This window comes from Paraburkholderia sp. Clong3 (assembly GCF_050436485.1).
In the GTDB taxonomy this organism is placed as follows: Bacteria; Pseudomonadota; Gammaproteobacteria; order Burkholderiales; family Burkholderiaceae; genus Paraburkholderia; species Paraburkholderia tuberum.
In genome coordinates, this window is sequence record NZ_JBNDMH010000002.1 from 1461238 (window position 1) to 1485322 (window position 24085).

A 24085-nucleotide genomic window follows, 5' to 3' on the forward strand; every position below is an offset into this window, starting at 1 on the left:
CGTTATATGTCGCGTACGCTGGCATCCCGAGTGACGCCATCATCGGCGCGATTGCGATCCGGAAATATCCCTCGAACGGGGGAGCGGTAGGGGCGACGCGGGGGATGCCAGTCACGGCGGCGCTGCGGTCTGATCTGAACAAACTCGCGGACCGCCCCTGTGGCGGCCCGCGCGGGAGTTACGGCGCAGCGGCAACCGGCTGCCAACTCACGACAGAACATTGATCAGGGCAGCCGCCCGGCAGTTCGATCTGCGTACCAGGCTGACGATCAATTGAGACGGAATAACTACGGGGCATTAGCTGTTGTCCGTATGATGCCGCGCGCTCGTTGGACGCGCCCTGTCGTTGTAGTCTCAGCGCCCTTCCTTTTTCGCCAGCCAATCATGACGCCATTCGATCCAGATCACCTGCTCCGCCCCATCGACGACAGCACGCCGACAGGCGAAAACCTCGAATACGATCCAGAGTTCATCGCGCTGGAGCGCCTCGCCACACCGACATCCGAGCGGGCGATGGGCGACAGCCTGAAGGCCGCCGTAGAACCGGACTGGGATAAGGTGGCAACCGCCGCCGAGGCTTTGTTCAACCGTACCAACGACCTGCGTGTGGCCATCCATCTGACCGCCGCCTCGACCCGCATTCATGGCATTGCAGGCTGGAGCGCCGGTCTGGGGCTGGTTCGCGGTCTGCTGGAACGTTACTGGGAAGCGGCGCACCCGCAATTGGACGCCGCCGACGACAACGACGACGCTACCGCGCGCACCAACGCGATCATGCCGCTCGGCGATCCCCGGAGCGTACTCGCCTATTTCCGCAACGCGCCCTTCGTGAGCTCACCGCGACTCGGCCGCTTTTCGTTGCGCGATCTGCGTATCGCGACGGGCGCAATCACCCCGCCACCCTCTGCGGAGGGCATGCCGGCGCCCACGCTGATCGATCTCGAAGCGTGCTGCATGGATTGCCCCGAACACCAGTTGCCCGATGCGGCCGCAGCACTCGCGATAGCGCTAGAGCACGCGCGCGCCATTGATGCAATTGCGAGCGAAAAGCTGGGTACCGCTGGACCCGATCTGGGCCACCTGACCGACGATATCGAAGAGTTGAAGAAGTTCGTCGATGCACAGTTGGCGCGGCGCTTTCCAGAGCGCGGCGAAGCGCTCGCCGCCGGATTGGTGTCGACCGGCGAAGACGCGCCCACGAACCCTGCCCCTCGGCGCGATAACGGACGAATCCAGGGACCCGATGACGTCGTCCTGTGCATCGACGAAATCTGCGACTACTACGAACGTCACGAACCGTCCAGTCCGCTGCCGATCCTGCTCAAGCGAGCCAGACGTCTGGTCGGCAAGCGCTTCGCGGAAGTCCTTCAAAACATCGCGCCCGGCGGCCTCGCAGAACTGCAGACGCTATCCGGGCCGGACGAAGAATGATCCCTGCAGATCGGCGCAACATTGAGCGGCTGTTGCGCTCGGACTGGCTGCTTCGAAAACGCGGCTCAATATGCGAAGACAAACCAGCAAAACAGCATGACGCCCACCGCGGCCACGCCGAACAGCACGGCGGCCCACGCGGCGAGCGGTCGCGCGCCGAGGTCCGTGCGCACTGCCCCCCCTTCAGCACTTGCCGCACTTCCGGCATCGTGACCTTCCGCCAACACGTCCGGCTGTTGCATGACGCCCGACAGCACGACCCGCCGCACGGTGTCGCCTGTACCCGCAGTGTCCCGCCCCAGCGATTCGAACAACATGCGTCGGCGGTACCGGTATTCGTTGCGCTGAATCCGCTGTAGTCGATGGGCTTCGTCGAGCGCGCGCAACGCGTCGTTGACCTGCTGCTCGTCCACATTCATGCCTGCTGCCTCCTCGGTCGCAGCCACTCGCACTGCACGACATCGCTGCGGACCGACAGCGCGGGCGGCACGATAGTCATGCCGTGGTTGCGGCGCACGGATGCCGATAACGCACCGGCCATCCGTGCGGACGATGAAATGGTGGAACGCGCGCCAGTTCTCGCGGGTGCCGAACCGCTGCGAAGAACGTCGATCTGACGCTCACAACGTGTCCTGAAAGCGTCGGATAGCGCGGCCAGCTTCGGCGTGCGCCCGTGATAAGCGGAAGGGATGGGGTCCGGATGGTTCATGGCGGAAATTTCACGATGCTTCGAGCCGCACGATGACGGCGGAAATGTTGTCGCGCGCGCGACGCGCAAGGGCGAGCTCGAACAGGCGCTCGATCTGCCGGCGTGGACTGTGCTGCTCGCGACAGGCGGCGGTCAATTCGCCATCACTGAGCTCCTTGTTGACGCCATCCGAGCACAGCAGGAACTGCATGCCGGGACGGCTGCCGGCCATGGCCCAGTCGACGTAGAGCGTCTCGTCGACGCCGACCGCCCGGGTCAGCACGCCAGTGCCCACGCCTGCCGGCGCGCGTGGTCCGAAATGCGTGATGTCGACCGGTTGACCATGCACGTGGTCGCGAGTGAGTTGCGTCAGTGCGCCGTTTTCCTGAACGTACACGCGGCTATCGCCGACCCAGCCGCACAGCACGAACTGCTGGTCATGCACCAGCAGCGCGACGGTCGAACCGATCACGTCGGTTTGTCGCGCGACGGCGGCCTCGCGCAGTTCGGTGTTCACCTGCTGCAGGCTGTCTTCGATCGCAGCAATGAAGTCGAAGACGCTGCCTTCGCGCGTCAGCGCACCAAGGCGTTCGATGATCAGCGTGCTCGCGTAGTCGCCGGCCGAATGGCCGCCCAGACCGTCGGCCACAGCCCACAGTCCGAGGTCCTCGCGAACCAGAATCGCATCTTCATTGCGGCGGCGCACCTTGCCTGTCTCGGTGCGGCCGGCGGAGCAACAATGCGTCGTCATGAGCCGGCTTCAATCACGGCCAGCGGCCATTGCGCGGGCTGCGTGCCGAGGCCCGCGCACATCGCGAGATGCAGGCGGGCGTCCTCGTTCGTGGTCAATGCCAGCGCCTCGAGCAGACACGCGTGCGGAAGCTGGATGAGCGCGCGGCTGACGAGCAACAGCAGGCGATCGTCATCCTCGAGCGTGATGCACGCTTCGTCGCAATCCGGCTCTTCGGAGGCGCCGATGCCGGGCATCGCGAGCCATGCATCGCCGAACAGCAGATCGTCAAATTCGCCGCCCGCGCCTGCCGCCCGCTCGACGAACAGTGGTTGCAACTGGCCGCGCCGCCAGTGCCAGGCTGCCGCGGCGCCGATCCGCAGCAGTCGCACCTGCGCTGCGTCAAAGCGCGCGACGAGGGCTGCGCCGTTTGCTGCCGCTGCGTAACGCGCATCGTGCGCATCGTGCGCATCGTGCCGGGCGCCGCGCAGCTGCGCGTGCAGCGCCAGCAGGCCGGTCCGCAGACTGGGCAGATCCGCCGCACTGCGCTGCGCCGTCTCGCGGATGGCGCGCGCTGCACGTTGGTGCGAGTGAGACGGGCCGTCATCGGCACTCAGCACCAGCGTGCGGCCGTCGTCGAGTAGCAGCAGCGCATCGCTGGCATCTGCAGCGTGACCGGCTGCCGATGAACCGACGGGCAACACTCGATCATCGTGACCATCCTCCGCGTCCAGACCGGATTGCCCGGCAGCGATCTCTTCATCGCCCGGCAACGCAACAGACTCCCACTGACGAGCGGATGCCGAGCCGAACTCGCGCAGCGCTTCGCCCATGTCACCCATGTCACCCATGTCGCCCACGTCGCCCACCCTCGACACCACCGGCTCCAGTAGCGCTGCGTAGCTCAACGGCAAACCACGCGTCGCCAGCAGGCACGCAGCACGTTCGGTCCACCAGAGGCACCACGGCCCCGGCCGCTTGCCGAGTTGCGACCATGCCTCGGCCAGCACCATCCCATCGGCCGCGCCTTCGGGCATCGCCAGTCGCCATTGACCGCCGTCCCACGGCAGCGCGCGCCAGAACGCAGCCATGTCGGTCGCTGGTCGCACGTGCGTCAGCGGACCGGGCAACGCCGCCACGCGCACATCGAAGGTTTCGACGCTCACGACCTCGTGCTGCGCACTGCGATAGACGCGCTCGAGCGCGTCGAACCACGCATGATTGCCGAGCACGGTCGCGACATCGCCGCCACAGGGCGCAGCCAGCACCATCGGAAAGGCACGGCCGAGCCGATCGACGGCCGGTCCGATCAGACCGCACCACGCGACGTTGCCGCACACCGGTGCGGGCAGCACGAAGCGCCACGCCGCGCCCTGTCGCCATGCGGCGTCCCAGTGCGCTCCGAGTTCGCGGCGCCCGGTTTCGACCGCGCGCTGGAAGTCACGGTCCCAGTCTTCGACGAACGCGGACGGCAGCCGTCGCTGAACAAAATCGCCCGCGCTGGGCAATTTTCCGAAGAAGCCGACTCCACCGTTCATCGCGGGCACCTGAAACGACGGACTTCGTCGTTGAGGAACGGGTTCTTCAGACTCGCGGGCGCGATCGGCAGCTTCACTGCATGGCCGCCGAAGTCGAAGCTCGCGAGATAGCGCAGGTCGCTTTGCTTTTGCAGACGGGCCGCATCGAGCGCGTGGAAGAACGCCCAGTCGCCATTGAATTTCAGCGGCGTGCCGACCGGCTGGCCGGACGTATCGAACGCACTGACGACCACGTGTCCGGGCTGCGGTCCAGGCCACGTCATCGTCATGCTCGCGGGGCCGTTCGCCGCGTAGTCGTACTTCTGCCCGTCGATTTCGACGGTCAGCTTCGCGATTGCCGGATCGAGCTGCGGCGCGAGCAGCGTAAAGCCGACCTGCAGTTGCGCGCCGTTGCGGAAATAGATCTGGCGGATCGCGTCGGCACTCTGCGCTTCGCTCAGCACGGCGTCGGGGCCGGCCGGCGCGCCGGGCTTCCAGCGCCAGTTGCGGCCACTCGTGTCGACTGATTTCGCGAGCGTCGACTTGAAGAAACTGTCGAACCGTCCGCCATTGCCGAACAGCTCGGCGAAGTTCTGCACGGGGATGTCCGATGCACGGTTCGACGCAAACGGATAGCGGCCATCGACAAAGCTCGCGCAGTCGTTGCCCGCTGCCTCGCGAAACTGGCTGGCGAGCGCGGCGCTGCTTCCGCTCGCGACCAGATCCGCACTCTTGCCGGTGAGGCCGGAAATCAGCGAAGCCACCTGCGGCGGCAACTGGTCGCTCTCCTGGCGCGCCGCGAGCACGGCCGGATTGTTCTGCGCGCCGGGTGCGCTCAGGTCAGTCATCGTCAACAGGTTCTTGCCGAGCTGGTCGAGCACGGTGGACATCTGATCGAGCGGCGTCGAGCCCGGCGTGCCGACGCTCATCTGGTTCAACTGCGCGAAATGCGCCTCAATGGCGGCGCCCGCCCGGCTGGCCGGCGCTTCGCCCGAACCCGGTTTGGTGCTTGCGGTGCCGTTGGTCGTGGTGCCGTCCGGCAACGTTGCGCCCGCATCGCGCAATTCGCCGGCAAGGCGCGTGTTCGCGGCGCGTCTCGCGACCAGGTTCTCGCCTACAGACGCCGCCTGCGCGCCCACCGCCGAAGCCGACAAGGCCGATGAAGCCGAAGTTGCACCGTCAGCCGTGGCGCCGCGCAGCATGTCGCTGGTGTTGTCACGCACGAGATGCAGCAGCGCTTTCAGCGGCGAACTCGGACCCGACAGTTTCGCGGCCAGCGCACTCGCGGCCTGGATGTCAGACACCGGCTGAAGTTGCAGGTCGGCGAGCAGCGCGTCCCACGCCTTGATGTAGTCCTGCTCGTACAGTGCCAGCACCTGCTGTTCGTAGCGCGAGCGCGCGAGCGGATCGATGCGGCTGGCGTTGAAGACCCAGTAGTCCTTCACGAAGCCGTCCACCGACCGATCGATTCCGCCGTTCACCTCGGCGGCGAAAACCGGCCTCGTGAACAGCGCGGGGAACGGTTGCGAAAGCGGCGCGCCACTCTTGCGGCGAAACACGCTGCCAAGCAGTCCGAGCGACTGGTCGAGTCGCACCGGGGGCGCCCCCGAACGCCCGGCGTCGAGCTGGACGCTGCCGTAGATCAGCGTCGCGAGATCGGCGGTCTTCAGCGTCGCGCGCGCCTGATCGATCAGCGCGTTGTCGAGCGTCAGCGCGCGCGGCTTCGCCGGATCGTCGACCAGCGCGGAAAAGTGTTTGTCGAGCGCGTTCTGGATCGCCGGGTCCTGCGGGAACATGCGTTGCCATTCGATGCGCGCGAGCGCGGCCAGCTCGCCGGGATCGAGATGCTGCGGCTGGCCGAGCATCAGATAGCCCTTCAGGTAGTCGTAGAGTGCCTGCGGAGCGTTGGCACTGGCGTTGAGTCCTTCCCGAAAGCGCACGCCGACGCCGGGCAGCAAGGTACCGTCGAGTTCGCGCAGATACGCGGCATGCACCTGCCCGAACAACGCGTGTCCCTGGAACAGGCCGAAGCGCATCAGCCAGGGCACGTGGCCCTGATACTGGCCCGCGACGCCCTGCGCGCCGGAGATGACTTCGAGGCGCGCGAGCGCACGCGCGAAATACGTCTTGAGATCCGGTGCGCCGGCGAGGCTGCTGGCTGGCGGCAGGTCTTCCAGGGTGTCCTGCACCTGCGCGACGTAGAGACGGTTGCGCGTGTAACTGGTGGCGAAGCCGGTGATCAGCAGCGCCGTGACGAGCGCGATGCCGATATACATCCCGGCCTGCATCAGGAGCTTCTGCCGTTCCAGCCGTGGATTGGTGCCGGCGAGGCCCGACTCGCGGAACAGCACTTCCTTCAGTAGCCGTTCGACGAAAAAGGTCCGGCGTTGCGTGCCGCCGCCCTGCACGCGTGCCGCGTCGACGCCGAAGGTGCGCGCGACGGCGCTCAGCATGCGGTCGATCGGCGCGCCCTGCTGGGTGCCGGAGGTCAGATAGACGCCGCGCAACAGCGGCGCTGCGCCGTACTGATGACGCCCGAACGCGCCTTCGACGAACTGCCGCGCAATTTCGCGAAACGCGCCGAGCTGCTGCGGAAAGCTGAGCACGGCGGCGCGTCGGCTGCGATCGCGCTCCCCATGCAGACGCTCGATCACGCGCGTATTCAGACGCTCCAGCAACAGGTCGAACTCGCCCGCGAAGCGCGCGCAGGCGCTACCTTCGATACTCGCGTCGACGGGAAACGTCATGCCCCAGACCTGACTGCGCAGATCGGGCCCGAGATCGTCGAAGAACTCGGTGAAGCCCGCCACGAGATCGCACTTGGTGAACACGAGATACACGGGCACCGCCACCTTCAGGTGCTGCGCGAGTTCGTCGAGGCGCCGGCGCACGGTGCGGATGTGCTGCTGACGCGCGTCTTCGTCGAGCGTCAACAGATCGGACACGCTCATTGTCACGATCACGCCGTTCAACGGACGGCGCCGCCGATAGCGGCGCAGCAGCGTCAGAAACGCCTGCCACGCAGAAGCGTCGGCGGCCGCATCGGAGTCCTGCGTCGTGTAGCGGCCCGCGGTGTCGAGAAACACCGCTTCGTCGGTGAACCACCAGTCGCAGTTGCGCGTGCCGCCGATGCCGCGCAGCGCCTCCTTGCCGAAGCGCTCCGAGAGCGGAAACTCGAGCCCGGAATTCTGCACCAGGGTGCTCTTGCCCGAGCCCGGCGGACCGATCACCACATACCACGGCAGCGCGTAGAGATTGCTGCCATTCCTGCGGGTCTTTCGCAACATATCGATTGCTTCGCGAAAGCGACGCTGCAACTGCTCGCGTTCGGCGCTGCCGGGTTCGTCGAGCGGAAGCTGCGCGTCCTGTCCAGCCAGCTCGCCGGACAGTTGCGACGTCTTGCGCCGCGCGCGCCATTGCATGGCCTGTTCGACCAGTAGCCAGCCGAGCACGATCGCGAAGATCAGCGCCAGCCGGGCCGCGGCGCTCGCGAGCGGTTGCCGTTCTCCGATCCCGAGATAGGGGCCGCCCAGCCAGATCAGCGCAGCGATCAATAGCAATCCGATCGCGACGGTGAACCACCGGGACGTCACCCAGTTTTTCAGCGTGTTCATGGGTTCAGTGCTCCGGGATAAACAGGATTTCCACGCGACGGTTGCGCGTGCGGTTCGCCGGCAGATCGGCCGGCGTCGCGATCGGCTGCGACGAGCCAGCGCCGCTCGCTTCGAGACGACGCGGATCGTCGAGCCCCTGCGCGAGAATCTGCTGCGTGTTCTGCGCGCGCGCCGTCGACAGCGCGAAGTTGTCCTTGAAGGTCAGCGAACGCACGGGCTGGTCGTCGGTGTGGCCGACGACGATCACCCTGCCCTTCACCTGATTCAGCGCCGACGTGATCCGGTGCAGGAGCGACACCACGTCGGGCGCGATGTCGGCGCCGCCCGACGGGAACAGTTCGGCGGCGGCGAGACGCACCGTGGCGCGGCCATCGGTTTGTTCGTCGACGCTCAACTGGCCGGCCTGTTCCTGTGGCGCGAGCAGTTGCTTGAGCGTCACGCGCGCGGCCGTGGGCGCGGGCGTCGCGACGGTTTGCGGCGGCGGCGTGTTCTCGAGACCGATCGCGGCAAGCTGTGCGCCGACCGGCGCAGCGAGCGCGTTGAGCTTCGTGAAAAACACCAGGAATGCACCCAGCAGCACGACGGCCGCAGCCGACGCGGCGACCCACATCGGCACATGCCGCATCACCGGATTGCGGCGGTCTTCGACGCCGCGCCAATGCGGCGCCAGTTCCGCGGCGGGCGCTTCGCGCAGCCCGCGAATGCGTCGATAGAGATCATCCTGAATGTCGGCCAGGCGCGCGAGGCCGCCTGGTTCCACGAGATAGCGTCCGCCGAAGCCCAGCGCGAGACAGATGTACATCAGTTCGATCAGATCGAGATGGCGCGAGAAGTCGACGCTCAGGCGATCGAGGATCTGGAAGAACTTCGCGCCACCGTAGGCCTCGCCGTGGAATGTCACGAGCAGCGTCTTTTGCGCCCAGCCGCTCAGGTCGCCCCACGGCGCGTTGTTCACCGACTCGTCGAGCATCGTGCATAGCACGTAGCGCGCTGCCACGATGGTTTGCGTGTCGATGCCCGCGCCCTGTGCGTAGCGCTCGAAGCTGCGCACCTGTGCGACCGCCTGTTCGCGCAGACGGCCGACGTCGGTGGGCGGCGCAACGCTGTGCCGCAATTGCACCGTCAGCAGCAGCAGCGGATTGGCCGCACGGACGAGCGGATTGGCGACACCGCTCAGGAAGTCGCCCAGCTCGGCGCGCAGCGGCGGCGGGCCAGGCGGCTGCGACGGCCGGTTTGCCGGCATCACGCGCGAAGTGGGCGATGCCGGCCGCACGATGCGCGTGAGCTCGCCGGCGTCGGCGTTGGGATCGCCGTTGGGATCGCCGTTGACGGCGCGCTGCGGGCGCACCATCGTCGCATCGCCGCGCCGGGTTGCGTCGGCGGAACGGTCGTTGGTGGTATTCATGCGCGTATCGCCCACAGTTGCAGGTCGAGACCGGCGAAGCCGCTACCGAAGTGCATCGCGATGCCGCCGGACGTCTTCAACATGCGCCACATCGGCGAGTTTCTGTCGCACTCGAAATAGAGGAAGCCCGACATGTAGGGCAACTGGCGCGGCGCGACCGCCATCGGCGATACGCCGATGCCGGGCAGTTGCAGGTTCACCAGATCGCGGATCTTTTCCACGGGACCGATCTTCGATTGCGTCGGCAGTTGCCGGCGCATGTCTTCGGACTTCAGGTCGGCCTTCGCGGCGAGCACGAAGGTCGCCGTGTCCAGCAGCGTGAGATCGGACACCATGCCGACCCACACGCCATACTTGCGCTGCTGCAGCGGAATCGCGACAGCACTCTGTTCGAGCACCGCGCTCAACGCGATGCGCAGCGCCGCGATCACCGGCTCGAAGCTTTCGCGCAGCAGTTCGTGCCGATACGGCGGAAAAGCCTGCGCGCGCTTGCCCGGCGTCGTGAATGTAGCCAGCTCGCCGGCCAGTTCGAGCAGCAGCCGGTAAAGCGCTTCGGGGTGCAGCAGCGGCGCCTCGGCAAGATGCGCGACGAGCGGCTGATAGCGGTTGATCACCTGCAGCAGCAGAAAGTCCGCGATTTCCGCGGCACCGCCGCGATCGGTCTCGCTCACACGTCCCGCGAGCGCCTCGCCGCGCTGATGCAGCAGGCCTAGCAGCTCGGACAGGAACGTGACAAGCCGCCCGGCCGCTTCGGTGCTCTGCGCGGTCGGCACGAAGCCATCGTCGAGGATCACCCGCCGATCGGCGCGGCACTCGACGACTCGTGCCAACGGAATCCGCATCAGGCCTTCCATCGGCTGCGATTCGGGTAAAAGACGTGTGCTCATGCCCGCGACTTCGAGCGCGGTGACGCCTTCCATGCTGCCCGACGCATCGCGCACTTCGGCTTCGCGCACGCGATAGCGGAACAACTGATCGCTGCCGGCGCCGGGCCATGCGCTGTCCGGCTGCGTGGGCGAACGCAGCGGCAAGGTCAGATGGACGATCTGGTCGCGCCAGTTCGCATCGATATCGAGCGGCGGCGGCAGTGGATCATCGCCGGGCATTGCGAACGGCGTGCCGTCGGGAAACACGCCGCGTGCGCGCTTGATGCCGAGCTTGCCGATTGCGAGCAGATCGCTTTCCAGTTCGAGTTCGTGAAAGCCCCATGCGTGCGGACGCAGATTGCCCGCGCGCAGCTCGACGTAACGCTCGAAATAGCGTTCCTGCTGCTGCATGTGCTGCGGCCTGAGGAACAGGCCTTCGCTCCATACCACCTTGTTGCTCTGGGTCATGTCGGTGAACCGGATAGGGGTTGTCACACGTCGCGCGACGAGTGCGGGCGCGACGGCCTCGGGCCTCGCCGCACCGCGTTGCGCCGGCGGGTCGCGTTGGCTGGTTACGTTGGCTCGTTGCGCCGCCTTTTCAGGCGTCCGAGCTGTTCTTCGTAGGCGCGCGCGAATTCATCGCCGAACAGCCGCCTGAAGCATTCATCGGGATTTCTCGTGACTTCTTCAAACTGTTCCTTGTAGCGCTCCCAGTGACGCGGCCGGCCACCGAGCGGCAAACGGCGCACGCTGCCTTCGGCTTCCCGTTCGATCCTCGCCGGATCGAAATGCGCGAGCAGCGACTGGAACGCGGAACGCACGCCAGCAAGCATCGCCATCTGGTGATTGCGGATGTCGTCGGCGGCATCGTTCAGCGCGGCGTTGCCGCGGAGGAAGCCGCCATCGGGCGGCGCGAGCAGCCTCATGACGGCTTCCTGCGCGGTCGGCGCGAACTTCAACGGGTTGTTTTCAGAACGCTGGATCAACGTCGCGGGCAGCCGGAAACTGTTCTTCAGTTCGGCGCGCGCGCGTAGCACGTCCATCATCGCGTCGACGGCGATGTGGAACATTTCCATCAATTCGGGAGCGTCTTCGCCGGCGGGCGACGGGGCGGCAGAGGCGAGCGGAGCGGTCGGAACCGCAGGCACTGCCGGCGACGCAACTGCCGCAGCGATCACGACGGGTGTTGTGTCCGGCGAGTCCGGCGACGCGTGCGAATGCATCGGCGTTTCCGACTGCGTTTGATTTTGCGGCGGCACCTGCGTCGGCGTCGATGCGTGCGTTGGCGCAACCGCGAATGGTCCGGTCAGATCTCCCGACCAGCGTTGCTGTCGCGGCGACGGTGCGGGCACAAGCGCCGGGATCCCGCCAGTCGTCATGGACACATCTTCAGAAGGTTCGAACCGCCCCTGCCCGGAACGCGCGGCGACCAGGCTCGCGCTCGCGTCCCAGTCTTCCGGGAGCACGGGCCCACCAAGCCGTGCTGCCTCGGCCTGCGGCGGCCGGAAGCGGTCGGCCGCCGCAGGCGTGTGGTTCCAACCAAGCGCGGACGATACGCGAGGCAGCGGTTCGTCGGCGTAGGACGATGGCACATCGAACAACGCGAGTGGATCGAGACTCGCACCCGGCGCCGATCCATCGGCGACGCCCGGAATCAGGCCTTCGGCCTCGCCCGCATGCTCGTCCGCCGGGGTGGCGCGCCGTGGCGCGAGCAGCAGGCTCAGGTCCAGCGGACCCCTGTTTTGCGCAGGCGCAGGCGCCGGTGCGCAGGCAGGGGCCGGCGCGGCAGCACCGAAAGACGCGGTGCGCCCCGGATCGACCGCGCCGGCCCGCGGGTCCGGTTCGGTCGATCCGTTGCCGCTCAAGCGCACGCTGACATCGAACGTGTCGATCTGCAAGCGGTCGCCTTGCTTCAGCGCGGCCGGATCGCCTTTTCGCAGTGGCGCGCCGTTCAGCGACATGCCGTTCGTGCTGCGGTCCTCGATGAAATACATGCCGTTCAGGTAGCGCACCAGCGCGTGCAGACGCGACACGCCTTCCGTGCCCAGCACCCAGTCGCACTCGTCGGAACGGCCGATGCTGCCATCGCGGCAGTCGAACACCTGCTCGCGGCTTGCGTCGAAGCCGCCAGTCCCCTCGCCTTCTATCGAGAGAATCAGCCTCTGCGCGGCGCTCATTGCCTACCTCCATCGATACCTTCAGGAACACTCAGCAGGCCCAGCGCATCGCGCACGAACGCGGCACGGCGTGCATCGAACCGCGCGGGAACCAGCGCGGCCATGTAGCTCACCGCGGCCGTCGCCGCGATCGCCGTCAGATGCTCCGGCGGCGGCGTCGGCCGCTCGTGCTGCGGATTCAGGTTGCCGCCCGACCAACCTGCGGCGGCAGCCGTCCATGCGCCGATCGTCTGGTAGCGATGCGTCTTCGCGAACGCGAGCGCCGCGGCGCGTTGCGCTTCCATGGGATCGCGCACCCACGCTTCCGCGAGTTCGAGACCTGCGCGGTCGTGTTCGTCGAGCGTCTGACGGCGGCCGCACTGGCACGCCCACGCCACCGCATAACGGCGCGGCAGCAGACGACCCAGCAGGCTCAACGCATCGGCTGAATGTCCGGCGTCGAGCAATGTCTGCACCGCCGAACGCGCCGCCATCGACGGCCGCAGGCACGCTTGCGCGCGCGTGGAAAGCCGCATCTGGCGCGCTGCTTCGAAAATCGACGGCGTGCTCATAAGATCATCGGAGCCGCGCCGCCCAGTACCGCCGTCGCGGTCCCGATCAACTGCAGGTTGGTGGACTGCACGAGGCAATCGGCCTCGGACAGGATTTCCATCGCCGCGATCGAACTCATGTTCAGATTCGCTTTCGAGTTGATCTCCATCGCAAGACCCGATGCCATCGTCACGTTCATGTCTCCGTTAAGCGAGATGCTGGTGCCTTGAATCGCGATCTCGCCGGTGCTGTTCATCGTGATGCTGGCAAGTCCGGTGACCAGCCTGATCTGGTTGCCCGCCGTCAGCGTGTAGTTGCGCGCGACCTGTACATCGTGGTCGTGCTCCGACTCTTCGCGCAGATCCTTTTGCGCGTGAATCAGCACCTGCTCGCGGCCCACCCGGTCTTCGAAGCGGATCTCGTTGTAGTCGTCACTACCGCCACCTTCGTGGCTGCGGCTTTTCACACCGCTTTGGGTCTTGTTGTCCGGCAGGTTGTACGGCGGCATGTTGTCGGCGTTGTAGACACTGCCGATGATCAGCGGCCGGTCCGGATTGCCGTCGAGAAAGCTGACCACCACTTCCTGTCCGACGCGCGGGATGAACTGCGCGCCCCAGCGCTTGCCGGCCCACATCTGCGCGACCCGCACCGGGCACGAGTTCCGCGCGTTCGGTTTGCCCTGACGATTCCAGAAGAACGTGACCTGCACGCGGCCGTATTTGTCGACGGCGATGTCTTCGGGCGTATCGCCGTACACCACCGCCGTCTGCAGGCCAGCGATCACCGGACGCGGCGTCGTCGGCATCGTGCGAAACAGCTGGCGGCTGCGGATCGCCTTGAAGCCGCACCTGAACGGCGCCTCGCCATCGTCTCCACCGCCGCCCGCCGAGTAGTCCGGCTCGACGAGGCGCGTCACCGCGTCGATCACGAGGTATTCGTGATTCGCGTCGGCAAGCGGAAAGTCCTTGAGCCTGAACAGCGCACCCGTGGCGAGACCACAGGCGTCGGTGTGGCCGGCGCTCATCGCGAGCGGCACATTCAACGCATCCGCGCGCACCTGCGCGTAGCGCTGGCCGTCGGACAGACGCTCGTCGTAGCCAACGTAGTCGTACCCATAGTCGTAGATGTCGAGGCCGCTCACGTTGTGCACGTCCTCCATGTCGGTCAGCTCTTCGGTGGCAAGCAGCGATGCTTTCGGCTTCAGATAGTCGTAGTCGTCGAGCTGCACCTTCGTCGCGTTGACCGCGCGAGAGGTCTCCCAGTCGCTGATCGACGCCTTCATGCGCTTGCCCCGCTCGATCGGCGGCGCATAGGGAATCTGCTCGAAGCCAGCCACGCTCGAGTGCGCGCCGAGCGCATCGGCGAGCACCATCGTGTGCGTGCTCTGCGTATGCGTGAAGAAGTAGTAGATGCCTTCCTGCTCCATCAGCCGGCTGACGAAGTCGAAGTCGCTTTCGCGGTACTGCACGCAATAGTCGCGCGGCGGATAGCTACCGCTGAGGCTCACCTTCAGGTCGCTATAGCCGATGTCGCCAAGTACCGACTGGACGATCTGCGGCACACTCATGCTTCGATAGATGCGGCAGTCGCGTCTGCGCGTCGCTAACCACGGTTTCGGCACGAGCGTGAACGTGTAGACCGCATAGCGCACGTTGTCGATGTTGACGAAGCCGCCTTGCTCGCCTTCGCGGACAATCGCGTTGAAGTAGCGCGTATAGCCTTGCGGCGTGACAAGCTTCACCGTCATCGGCGTGCCCAGCAGCGAACGCAGATCGACTTCCGCGTTCTTGCTGATCGCTTCGAGCCGATATGAAAACAGCCGACCGAGCGACTCGGTCGCGGTCATGTTTGCGAACAGGAGACTGCTGCCGAGACTGGAAGTGAGTGTGATTGCGTGGGCCATGACGTGATCTGCGAACCTTCTTTACGTTGCGGGTAAGTCGTACTGGACGGAAAGCCGCAGCGCGGTGATCGAACCGGTATCGGCGCCGCTGTTGCGAACCGGACGCCTCCAGGTCGACGGTTTTTGCCTGCTGGCATCGCTCCATCTCCCGGCGCGATTAGTACGCCCTTTGGCAAACAGAACACCCGGCCCACGCGATCTATTCCTTCGCCATGGCGCAAATGAATTTGATATAGGTCTCCTTATAGGTCTCCTGAGTGAGCGGATCCGAACCCCTATTGACCAGTCGCCGCGAACTGTCCACCGGGTCGTTCGCGACCGCGGGACGGTCGTCCTGCGTGTTAAGGATCAACCCGATATTGACGTGATCCCGGATTCGCTCGAAGAACTCATACGCCAAGCCAATCGTGAAAGTAACTGTCCTTGACCTTGTGCATGGGGAAGTACCAGTTATCTCGCATGAATAGATTGTTCTGCAGTTTCTGATCCGAGGTCTCAGAGCGGACTTGCTCCTCGAACATTTTGTCCCGGACCTTTTTGAAGCCTGAACTCTCCGCTGCTGCCTTTGGTCCCGTCATTCTGATCGTGCTCTTCCGGACGTCATTCATATATTCTGTTCGCAGAGCATCGCTGTTCCTGATCGATCTGAAGTTGCTGTGTATGAGCGATTTGTAGGACTTCAAGCCACCGCTGCCAGCGTGACTCGCAATGATTGAGTTGCTGATCGATGGCGTCTGGTCGTCTCTGACGTGCTGTTCCCACCAGTTTGGATTCACCCAGTCGCTCTCGCTTATTCCGTGATACCAGGCGGAATGCACGGCGGAGAATCGCGGGTAAGACTGGTGGCAGATGATTTCCCCCAAGGGACTGACGCAGCTGACGTCGGTATCGACATAGAGACCGCCATGCTGAAGAAGAATCTCGATTCGCAGAATATCGCTGGCCGAACCGAAGTTGGCTCCGCGATTGACCAATTCGCGTCGGTAAATCGTAGAGTTCTTACCCATCTTCAAATCATGCTGCACCTCGCGCAGCTTGATCCTGTTCTGCTCGCAGAAGTTTATGATCGAGTTGACCTGGCGGCCCCGCATTCCATGCAAATCCTCGCCGCGCATGTTCAGATACTGGTTCAGATATCTCATCGTTGCCGAATCGCCCCCGTCCTTACCCAAACGTTGAGCCACCTCATCCCATTGGTTCGGCGTAGTGCTGGCATTGTGTTGTACGCTGATCTGGCGGCGACGTTCGCCTGTCAGCAACTGATTGGCGTCGATCCAGAGATTCACCTCCCAATCGGGGTTCAACCTTGGAAACGTTATGATGCAATCGCGGTTTCGTTGCGGGACATCGCCGCCAATCCAGATAATATGAATTATCTTTGGAATAGCTTTCACGTTTTGAACTCCTCGTAAAGGTCAATTTCTTTCGACCGCCTCAGCGTGTGGCGCCCCGGTCACACTAATCAGGAATGCCGGGAATCGCGGTGATGAGCGGCGCACACTCGTCGAAGCGATACGCAAAATCGCCGTCCTCGACGCTCACGCCAACCCGCTCGATCGCGACGCCGTCGATCATGCGTGCGAGAAACTCGCGGCTGATCGCAGGCAACATCGTGTTGGTCAGAATCGCATCGATCATCCGGCCACCCGATTCGCTCTCCGTGCAGCGACTCACGACCAGTTGCGCCACGGCCTCGTCATAGTCGAGCGGCACGCGATAGCGATCCTCGATACGCCGCTTGATGCGGTCCAGTTGCAGTCTCACGATCTTCGCGAGCATCGCGCCACTGAGCGGGAAGTAAGGGATCGGCACGAGCCGGCCTAGCAGCGCGGGTGGAAACACCTCGAGCAACGGTTCGCGCAGCGCTTTGGCGAGGCCCTGCGCATCCGGCATCAGCTCCGGGTCCTGGCACAGGCCGGCGATCAGATCCGTGCCGACGTTCGTGGTCAGCAGGATCAAGGTGTTCCTGAAGTTGATCGAGCGGCCTTCACCGTCATCCATCACGCCCTTGTCGAACACCTGAAAGAAGATTTCGTGGACATCGGGATGCGCTTTCTCCACTTCGTCGAGCAGCACCACCGAATACGGCTTACGCCGCACGGCCTCGGTCAGCACTCCGCCTTCGCCATAACCGACATAGCCTGGCGGCGCGCCCTTCAGCGTCGAAACCGTGTGCGCTTCCTGAAACTCGCTCATGTTGATCGTGATCAGGTTGTGCTCGCCGCCGTACAGCGCCTCGGCGAGCGCCAGCGCGGTCTCGGTCTTGCCGACGCCCGACGTGCCGGCGAGCATGAACACGCCGATCGGACGGTTGGGGTTGTCGAGACCGGCGCGCGATGTCTGGATGCGCCTGGCGATCATCTCCATCGCGTGGTCCTGACCGACGACGCGCTCGCACATCAGGTCGGCGAGATTCATCACGGTCCGCAGTTCGCTACGGACCATGCGCCCGACCGGAATGCCGGTCCAGTCAGCGACGACCGACGCGACCGCCTGGTAGTCGACATTCGCCAGGATCAGCGGGTTTTCGCCCTGCCGCTCGGCGAGCTGCGCCTGCAGTTGTTTCAACTCGGCAAGCACCTCTGCCCTCGTGTCATCGTCGAGCGCCGGCGGCGCGAACGAGTTTGTCGATGCGTCGGACTTCGCGTCGCCGTGCGCAATCGGTTCCCGCGCACTACCGGCGCTCTCGCCCGGCGCGGCCTCGCCTCCGAGCCGCGCGCGCAACGCCAGAATCTGCTGGACCAGCGATTTCTCGTTGTCCCACGCGGCTTCGAACTGCTGCAAACGCAGCCGTTCCGCGTCGAGCGTCGCTGCAGCGAGCGACTCGCGAGCCTCCACCTCCATGCCGACGCTTTTCTCGCGCGCGATGATCGTCTGCTCGGTCTCCAGCGCCTCGATCCGCTTGAGTGTGTCGTCGATTTTCGCCGGCACCGCGTGCTGGCTGATCGCGACACGCGCGCACGCGGTATCGAGCAGGCTCACGGCCTTGTCCGGCAACTGACGCGCGGGAATATAGCGATGCGACAACTTGACGGCTGCTTCGAGCGCTTCGTCGAGAATCTGCACACGATGATGCTGCTCCATCACGCTCGCGGTACCGCGCATCATCAGGATGGTCTTCTCTTCGCTCGGTTCGTCCACCTGCACGGGCTGGAAACGTCGCGTCAGCGCCGGATCCTTCTCGATGTGCTTGCGGTATTCGGCCCAGGTGGTCGCGCCGATCGTGCGCAGATTGCCGCGCGCGAGCGCGGGCTTGAGCAGGTTCGCCGCGTCGCCGGTGCCCGCCGTACCGCCCGCGCCCACCAGCGTATGCGCTTCGTCGATGAACAGGACGATCGGCTTGCGCGAAGACTGCACTTCGTCGATCACCTGACGCAGGCGGTTTTCGAACTCGCCCTTCATGCTCGCGCCGGCCTGCAACAGGCCGATATCGAGCGCACGTACCTGCACGTTGCGCAATGGCGGCGGCACGTCGGCACGCGCAATGCGCAGTGCGAACCCCTCCACCACAGCCGTCTTGCCGACACCCGCTTCGCCGACCAGCATGGGGTTGTTCTGGCGCCGGCGCATCAGTACGTCGACCAATTGGCGAATCTCGGCGTCGCGGCCGACCACCGGGTCGATCTTGCCGTCGCGCGCCTGCGCGGTCAGATCGACCGTGAACTGCTGCAACGCCTGTTGCCTGCCCATCTGCGCGGGCGCCATCGCACCGCTGCTCTCGCCCGGCGCAACCGCGCCGGACGCAACCGCGCCGGCACGAAACCCGTCGGTGGCAAGCTGGCCGTCTTCCGGCGAGCCTTCGACGATGCCGGCGAAGTCGTCGGCCAACGTCTCGGCGCGTAGCTTGTCGAATTCCCCCGAGACATCGAGCAATGCGTGGCGCAAGTGTCGCGTACGCAACAGGCCGACGATCAGATAGCCGGTGCGCACCTGGGATTCGCCGAACAGCAGCGTAGCGAATACCCAGCCGCGCTCGACCGCTTCTTCCACCTCGGCCGACAGATCGGAGATGCTCGTACTGCCGCGCGGCAAACGTTCGAGTGCGACCGTGACGTCGCGTGCAAGGTGCGACGGATCCAGGCCGAAATGCCTGACGATGCGATGCAGATCCGAATCCTGCAGCTGCAGGATCTGATGAATCCAGTGCGCCAGTTCGACGTACGGGTTGCCGCGTAGCCTGCAGAACACGGTAGCGCTTTCGATACCCCGATAGGCCAGCGCGTTGAGCTTGCCGAACAAGGCGCCACGACTTATTTCAGCCATGATTCCAATCCTGTATGACCAGAGGCGGCCGCGAAGCAGTCGCCAGTTCAGTTGAAAGATGCCCGGACATGCGTACGCCGGACGTCACTCGGCCGGGCTCAACACGACCTGGTCGGCATCGTTGTGCTGCGCATAGCGGCCCATCCACGTGTTGAAGCCCATGCGGGCCGCCTGACCCAGATGCGTCAGCGGCACTTCTTCTTTCTTCAGTACGAGCTGCACGTCCCAGCCCTTCTCTTCGCCCACATACAACTTGACCGCCGCCACCAGTTGCAGGAGCGTGTCGCCGCCCGGCAAAAAACGGTTGAACTCGTTGCGGGTCAGCGGCCCGACGCGCAGCCGGAAGCGCTGCTGCGCGCCGCGCACATGCGTGCCGAGCAATGCGTCGCGGCCCATCGAGGCCATGCTCTTGCCGATATGCAAACGCGCGTCCCGAGGCAATTGCATCCACCCGACGACGAACTCGAGCACGCGCACCGGCACACCGAAGAAGTGCTCGAGAAAACGCCTGAGTCCTTCGGCATTGCGCGCTTGCGGCACCAGACGCCCGGCGAAAAAGCGCTTGTACTGATCGGGCAGCGCGTCGCGTGCGTCGAGGTGCGGCGTGGCGATGCCGATCAGCGCGCCGACGTAGGTGCGAAACCGATCCTGTTCCGGACGGTCCAGCTGCACGGTGGGCTGCGCATCGGCCCACGCGCGATAGAAGAGGCTCAGCATCCGGTGATGAAACACGTCGGCAAACGCGACGAACGTCGGGTCTTTCGCGTTCCGCTCCCGATCGACGGCGTATTCGGTGAGGTGCAACGGCAGCGGCCCGTTCGGTCCGAACAAACCGAGAAACAGCCCAACCAGCCGTGCCGGCCGGCCGGCCTTTCCCGCCTCGAAACGCGCGATGCTGCGCGACGGAAATTCCAGTGCCGCGGCATGGGCGAGACGCACAGGATCTTCGGCCGGCCTGGTCGAATGACCGAACCGCGGCCGTTGCGGATACGCGCATTCGAGACGGCGCATCGCCTCGAAGAACTCGAAATCTTCCGGGCTCGCGCGCAACGCGGCTTCGAGCACTACAGGATCGGGCGCTTGCCGGGATTCGCGGGCCATCGGGCCACCTCGTTTCGTTCGAGCGTGCGCAACACCGTCTCGGCGAACGAATTCAGCGAGACATAGCGCGCAAAGAAATGCTGCAATACCGACGCGAGCAGAAATGCGCCGCTGCCTTCAAAAGCGGCATCGTCGCAGCTCAGCGTAATCTCGAGCCCGCGGCCATACGTGATCGGCCCGGGCACCGGCACGCGACGCGTGATGGGCTTCGCCGCGACATGCTTGATGCCTTCGATCTGCCGTCGCGTCGCGGCGTCGAACTCGTCGTGATACAGGCCGAGCATTTCGCGCAGCGCCGCCGCGCCCGTTTCGCCTTCCTCGTCGAGCAGTGACAGATAGTTCAACTGCAGGTGGCTGATGAGCCGCCACGCGGATTCGCCGGTCGCGGTCGGCGCGCGTGGCCGGGTCGGTCCAGCCACACAGCGGATCGACGACACGGGCGCGTCGGTATCGAGCGTGAAATCGGTGTACGACTTGCCCACCGGCATATGCAGCGGCAAATCGCGATTCGTGCACAGCAGCCGCAGTCCTAACTGGCGCAGCGTGGTCGCATAGGGCGCGTCGTTGGCATCCACGAGCGCGATAAACGTTTCGCTGCCGACGTAGCTCGAGCGTGCGCCGCGTTGCTTCTGGCGGCTCGAGACCAGCCGCGGCTCGCGGCGCAGCGTGTAGAAGGCCGCCTGCCCGCCGTGCCATGTGCGAGCGGTGCTGTGATAGAACGGCAGGAAGCTTTGCTCCGGCTCCTGGCGATCGCCGTAGCCCTGCACTTCCAGCACGCTATGCACTTCGAAATCCATCGGCCGGGTGTGGTCGCCGAGCACGTGATACTCGGTGTCGCCCTGCTGCACATGAATACGGTCCGCGCGGCGCTCGAACAGATTGATTGCCGGCGCGCAGAACAGGCGGAAGTTGGCTGCATCGATCGCGTTGTGCAGGCGCGTCACGCTGCGCTCGAGCCACACCACGATCTCGAACTCGTTGCCCCGCGAACGTGCGAGCAGCGGGCGCAGCTCCGTGAACTCGGCAAACAGGAAACGCTCCGGACACGCGAAATACTCCTGCAACAGCCGGTAACCGCTGAACGAACGGCCACCGTAGGGCAGTATCGCGTCATCTTCGTCGAAGCCTTTGGCGCGCAGCGCCGACGCGTCATGCTGTGTCTCGATGGTTTGCCCATCCGGCGCGGTTGCGCGCACCGTATAGCCGATGCGGTTGGCCATCAGCTGCTCGTAGAGCCATCGCGGCAGATCGTCGGCGCCGGCGAGATAGACCGGCAGGCTGTCGAGCGCGAGCGTGTTCGCCGGCACGCCGCAAAGCGTTGCGAACTTCAGGCGCAAACCCGCGCGGACCTGCCCGGCTTTCGACGGCGGCGGCACGAGGTCAGCGGCGGCAAGCGCCGCAGGTGTGTCCAGGTATCTCGCCTCGGTGATCGCGAGCGGCCACAGCGTCACGTCGTGCGCGGTGCGGTATTCGCACGCCGTGCGCTCGCCGAAACCGGTGAGACTGCGCAACACCGTGTGCCGCGCGACCGGGTGTCCGGTGGCAGGAAGGTCTTCGGCTTGATCCGGATACAACTGCACGACCGCCATCGACGGAATCGGCGTCAGGTAATGCGGGTAGATCATCTCCAGAAGATGCTGCGTGAACACCGGATACTGCGCATCAAGCTTCATTTGCACGCGCGCCGCCAGAAACGCGAAGCCTTCGAGCAACCGTTCGACGTACGGGTCAGCGCAATCGAGACCTTCCATGCCGAGACGGCCGGCAATCTTCGGATACTCGCTCGCAAACTCCGCGCCCATCTCGCGGACGTGTTGCAGCTCGCGGTTGTAATAGCGCAAGTGTCGTGGGTCCATGACGATCAGCCGAAGTGTTGCGACACGTGAAACACGCCGGTCTCGAGATCGACGTCGGTGCGAAGATAGAGAGAAAGCGGCATCGGGTTCGCCCACATGTCGGCTTCGATCAGGAAACGCAGCGAACGGCTGCCCATGCGCGCTTCGTCGACCTCGACGCTCACCTGAACAGTGCTGGCGATCAGACGGGGTTCGAAGTCGAGCAGCGCCGAACGGATCCGGTTCTGCAACAGCTCGACATCGATACCCGATAACGCCGCACCCGCAAGATCGGGGATGCCGAAATTCAGTACGGAATTACCCACCTGCGCGAATCCGGTCAGCTCGTCGCTGCTCCAGTGCCGCGTGCAGTTGAGCAGCCACGCGATATCGCGTGTCACGTATTCGCGCAAACGCGCGGCCGTAATGACGCGCTGCTCCCGGCTCTCCTCGCGCTGCGCAGGATCGAAATCGGTGAGACGATCGAGCAGCGACGGCTGCAGACGCTCCTGGGGCATCAGTTCTGCCATGACGTGCGCCCCCTCAAGCTGTTTCGAACGTGATCGAGCGCACGTCGAGCAAGGGATATTCGTCGACGTCGGTGATCAGCATGCGCTGACCAACGCCGACGAAACAGCCGTCGCCGAGATCGGTCCACGCCGTACGCTTTGCCAGCGCGAGCGCGACGTCTTCACCTCGCTCGCTGCCGCAATAGCGGCAAGGCACGAAGCCGATCGCCTCATCACCGCTCTTCCAGGTGATTCGCACCGGCGCCCAGATCTTGTCGCGCAGATCAGTGGGCGCATCGAAAGACAGCGCAGCGACGCGCGAGAACGGCACCCACGCATAGCTGTCCTTCAGGATCACTTCGAGGCACGGCCCGAAACGCGGGTCCGCGTCGGCGATCCATTCGAACGGCACGCCGTCGATGCTGCCGCGCACCGTTTCCGCTTCGTCGAAGGCTCGCGCGCGCAATGCGAGCGCTTCGGCGAACCGTCCGTCGCACAGTTGTTGCAGCGACTGCAACAGCAAGCGCTCCCATTCCGACCGCTCGCCGACCGTTGCCGGGTTACGCAGGGCGGCCAGCACGGCTTCGCGTTCGCGTTCGCCGACCAGTGCCGCACGGTAGGCGGCGACCATCAACGCGTTTTGTCGTTCCAGTTCGCCCGCCACGGTCAACTGGGTTCCGGCACGCTCCCAGTCACCCCGCAACGCAAGCAACTGAAACAGAAACACGCGCAGCGTCGCGTCCGCCGGCGAGTTTTTCACTTTCGCGGCCAACGCTTGCAACGCGTCGTTCAAATGACCGTCCGCGAGCAGCTTTTCAGGTTTGACATCGACTGAAGAAAGTGTCACTGGATGTGCTCCATTCAATGAAAGAAAGCGGGCGAAAAGACCGGTATCGCCGCCTGCTTACTGCTTGGTGACCTGCTGGATATCGAATGTGAAATCCTTGGTGCCGCCGTTTGCCTTGCCTTCATCGTCCTGCGGCTGGAACGAGTACTTGAACTTCCCGAAATGCAACGTGATGTTCTCGGTGAGTCGTTCGTCGCCACCGCTGCCGCCCGTGGATACCGACGTGACCAGCACCCCTTCGCTCAGCTCGATGGTCAGGAAGTCGGTCTGCTGACCCGTTGCGTTGGTGACGTACAGATAGGCGTTGTCGACGCGCGCGCCCGTGCAGCAAGCGTTTAGCAACGCGTTCGAGCAACTGTCGATGTACTTCGTGACGGTGATGTCCTGAATGTTGGCCTTGCCGCCCGATGCATAGCCCGCACCCGTGTGCAGATTGCCGGTATTGCTGGCGCCCCACGACCACGCGATGATCGGAACCTGGTTCTTGTGCTTCGAGTGATTGGAAGCGCCCTGGATCGTGACCGCTCCGGAGCCGAATTTCAGGTGCATGTCGAATGCCATAGTGACCTCTATTTGTGAGCCAAAGAGTGCGCTCGCCGTAGCGGCGAACGATCAGGACCGGAACGCTGCCGCTCCGGACGATTACCTGCAAGGTGAGATGCAGCAGA

At 64.8% G+C, this 24085-nt stretch carries 17 protein-coding genes; 1 reads left to right on the plus strand and 16 read right to left on the minus strand.

The annotated features are described in order from the left end of the window. The first annotated feature begins 159 nt into the window (after positions 1-159). A complete protein-coding gene (gene tssA / locus OKW30_RS11015) occupies positions 160-1431 on the plus strand; it encodes a type VI secretion system protein TssA (RefSeq protein ID WP_429346694.1) in 1272 nt (423 codons plus the stop codon). 65 nt (positions 1432-1496) lie between these two features. On the opposite strand, the gene OKW30_RS11020 is transcribed toward tssA, so the two are convergent. The 16 genes from OKW30_RS11020 to OKW30_RS11095 all read right to left on the minus strand — a co-directional run bounded on the left by OKW30_RS11020 (position 1497) and on the right by OKW30_RS11095 (position 23978). Further along, complete coding sequence (locus tag OKW30_RS11020; RefSeq protein WP_429346695.1) at positions 1497-1877, minus strand: hypothetical protein; 381 nt, start codon at positions 1875-1877, stop codon at positions 1497-1499. A gap of 273 nt (positions 1878-2150) precedes the next feature. Next, positions 2151-2870 (minus strand): PP2C family protein-serine/threonine phosphatase, encoded by a 720-nt coding sequence (locus tag OKW30_RS11025; protein WP_184064080.1) that lies wholly within the window; start codon positions 2868-2870, stop codon positions 2151-2153. Beyond that, positions 2867-4387 carry a type VI secretion system-associated protein TagF gene (gene tagF / locus OKW30_RS11030; RefSeq protein WP_429346696.1) on the minus strand — a complete coding sequence of 507 codons (1521 nt, stop codon included), beginning with the start codon at positions 4385-4387 and terminating at the stop codon, positions 2867-2869. Before tagF ends, OKW30_RS11025 begins: the two co-directional genes overlap by 4 nt. After that, complete coding sequence (tssM, locus tag OKW30_RS11035; RefSeq protein ID WP_429346697.1) at positions 4384-7980, minus strand: type VI secretion system membrane subunit TssM; 3597 nt, start codon at positions 7978-7980, stop codon at positions 4384-4386. The genes tagF and tssM overlap by 4 nt, the downstream gene beginning before the upstream one ends. A 4-nt stretch (positions 7981-7984) precedes the next feature. Continuing rightward, entirely contained in the window at positions 7985-9385 is a 1401-nt protein-coding gene (gene icmH, locus OKW30_RS11040; RefSeq protein WP_429346698.1) for a type IVB secretion system protein IcmH/DotU, read from the minus strand. Further along, positions 9382-10719 carry a type VI secretion system baseplate subunit TssK gene (tssK, locus tag OKW30_RS11045; RefSeq protein ID WP_429346699.1) on the minus strand — a complete coding sequence of 446 codons (1338 nt, stop codon included), beginning with the start codon at positions 10717-10719 and terminating at the stop codon, positions 9382-9384. The genes icmH and tssK overlap by 4 nt, the downstream gene beginning before the upstream one ends. A 104-nt stretch (positions 10720-10823) precedes the next feature. Then, positions 10824-12428 carry a type VI secretion system-associated FHA domain protein TagH gene (gene tagH, locus OKW30_RS11050; RefSeq protein WP_429346700.1) on the minus strand — a complete coding sequence of 535 codons (1605 nt, stop codon included), beginning with the start codon at positions 12426-12428 and terminating at the stop codon, positions 10824-10826. After that, on the minus strand, positions 12425-12979 hold the full coding sequence (locus tag OKW30_RS11055) for a DUF6931 family protein (protein WP_184064096.1): 555 nt from the start codon (positions 12977-12979) through the stop codon (positions 12425-12427). Before OKW30_RS11055 ends, tagH begins: the two co-directional genes overlap by 4 nt. Continuing rightward, complete coding sequence (gene tssI, locus OKW30_RS11060; RefSeq protein ID WP_429346701.1) at positions 12976-14862, minus strand: type VI secretion system tip protein TssI/VgrG; 1887 nt, start codon at positions 14860-14862, stop codon at positions 12976-12978. Before tssI ends, OKW30_RS11055 begins: the two co-directional genes overlap by 4 nt. A gap of 389 nt (positions 14863-15251) precedes the next feature. Continuing rightward, complete coding sequence (locus tag OKW30_RS11065; RefSeq protein ID WP_429346702.1) at positions 15252-16256, minus strand: TcdA/TcdB catalytic glycosyltransferase domain-containing protein; 1005 nt, start codon at positions 16254-16256, stop codon at positions 15252-15254. A gap of 64 nt (positions 16257-16320) precedes the next feature. After that, positions 16321-19125 carry a type VI secretion system ATPase TssH gene (gene tssH, locus OKW30_RS11070; protein WP_429346703.1) on the minus strand — a complete coding sequence of 935 codons (2805 nt, stop codon included), beginning with the start codon at positions 19123-19125 and terminating at the stop codon, positions 16321-16323. A gap of 84 nt (positions 19126-19209) precedes the next feature. Beyond that, on the minus strand, positions 19210-20226 hold the full coding sequence (tssG, locus tag OKW30_RS11075; protein ID WP_429346704.1) for a type VI secretion system baseplate subunit TssG: 1017 nt from the start codon (positions 20224-20226) through the stop codon (positions 19210-19212). Then, complete coding sequence (gene tssF / locus OKW30_RS11080) at positions 20190-22082, minus strand: type VI secretion system baseplate subunit TssF (protein WP_429346705.1); 1893 nt, start codon at positions 22080-22082, stop codon at positions 20190-20192. Before tssF ends, tssG begins: the two co-directional genes overlap by 37 nt. A gap of 5 nt (positions 22083-22087) precedes the next feature. Next, positions 22088-22591: a type VI secretion system baseplate subunit TssE gene (gene tssE / locus OKW30_RS11085; protein WP_429346706.1), complete on the minus strand. Its 504-nt coding sequence runs from the start codon at positions 22589-22591 to the stop codon at positions 22088-22090. A 13-nt stretch (positions 22592-22604) separates the two neighbouring features. Then, the gene (locus OKW30_RS11090) at positions 22605-23417 is read right to left on the minus strand and encodes a type VI secretion system accessory protein TagJ (RefSeq protein WP_429346707.1); all 813 of its coding nucleotides are present in this window, start codon (positions 23415-23417) and stop codon (positions 22605-22607) included. A gap of 57 nt (positions 23418-23474) precedes the next feature. After that, entirely contained in the window at positions 23475-23978 is a 504-nt protein-coding gene (locus OKW30_RS11095) for an Hcp family type VI secretion system effector (RefSeq protein WP_090804249.1), read from the minus strand. Positions 23979-24085: the final 107 nt, after the last annotated feature.

Coding starts and splice junctions, on each gene's coding strand:
- tagH (WP_429346700.1), bottom strand. CDS start 12,428: ATGAGCGCCGCGCAGAGGCTGATTCTCTCGATAGAAGGCGAGGGGACT.
- OKW30_RS11095 (WP_090804249.1), bottom strand. CDS start 23,978: ATGGCATTCGACATGCACCTGAAATTCGGCTCCGGAGCGGTCACGATC.
- tssI (WP_429346701.1), bottom strand. CDS start 14,862: ATGGCCCACGCAATCACACTCACTTCCAGTCTCGGCAGCAGTCTCCTG.
- OKW30_RS11055 (WP_184064096.1), bottom strand. CDS start 12,979: ATGAGCACGCCGTCGATTTTCGAAGCAGCGCGCCAGATGCGGCTTTCC.
- tssK (WP_429346699.1), bottom strand. CDS start 10,719: ATGACCCAGAGCAACAAGGTGGTATGGAGCGAAGGCCTGTTCCTCAGG.
- tssF (WP_429346705.1), bottom strand. CDS start 22,082: ATGGACCCACGACACTTGCGCTATTACAACCGCGAGCTGCAACACGTC.
- tagF (WP_429346696.1), bottom strand. CDS start 4,387: ATGAACGGTGGAGTCGGCTTCTTCGGAAAATTGCCCAGCGCGGGCGAT.
- tssE (WP_429346706.1), bottom strand. CDS start 22,591: ATGGCAGAACTGATGCCCCAGGAGCGTCTGCAGCCGTCGCTGCTCGAT.
- OKW30_RS11025 (WP_184064080.1), bottom strand. CDS start 2,870: ATGACGACGCATTGTTGCTCCGCCGGCCGCACCGAGACAGGCAAGGTG.
- icmH (WP_429346698.1), bottom strand. CDS start 9,385: ATGAATACCACCAACGACCGTTCCGCCGACGCAACCCGGCGCGGCGAT.
- tssH (WP_429346703.1), bottom strand. CDS start 19,125: ATGGCTGAAATAAGTCGTGGCGCCTTGTTCGGCAAGCTCAACGCGCTG.
- tssG (WP_429346704.1), bottom strand. CDS start 20,226: ATGGCCCGCGAATCCCGGCAAGCGCCCGATCCTGTAGTGCTCGAAGCC.
- tssM (WP_429346697.1), bottom strand. CDS start 7,980: ATGAACACGCTGAAAAACTGGGTGACGTCCCGGTGGTTCACCGTCGCG.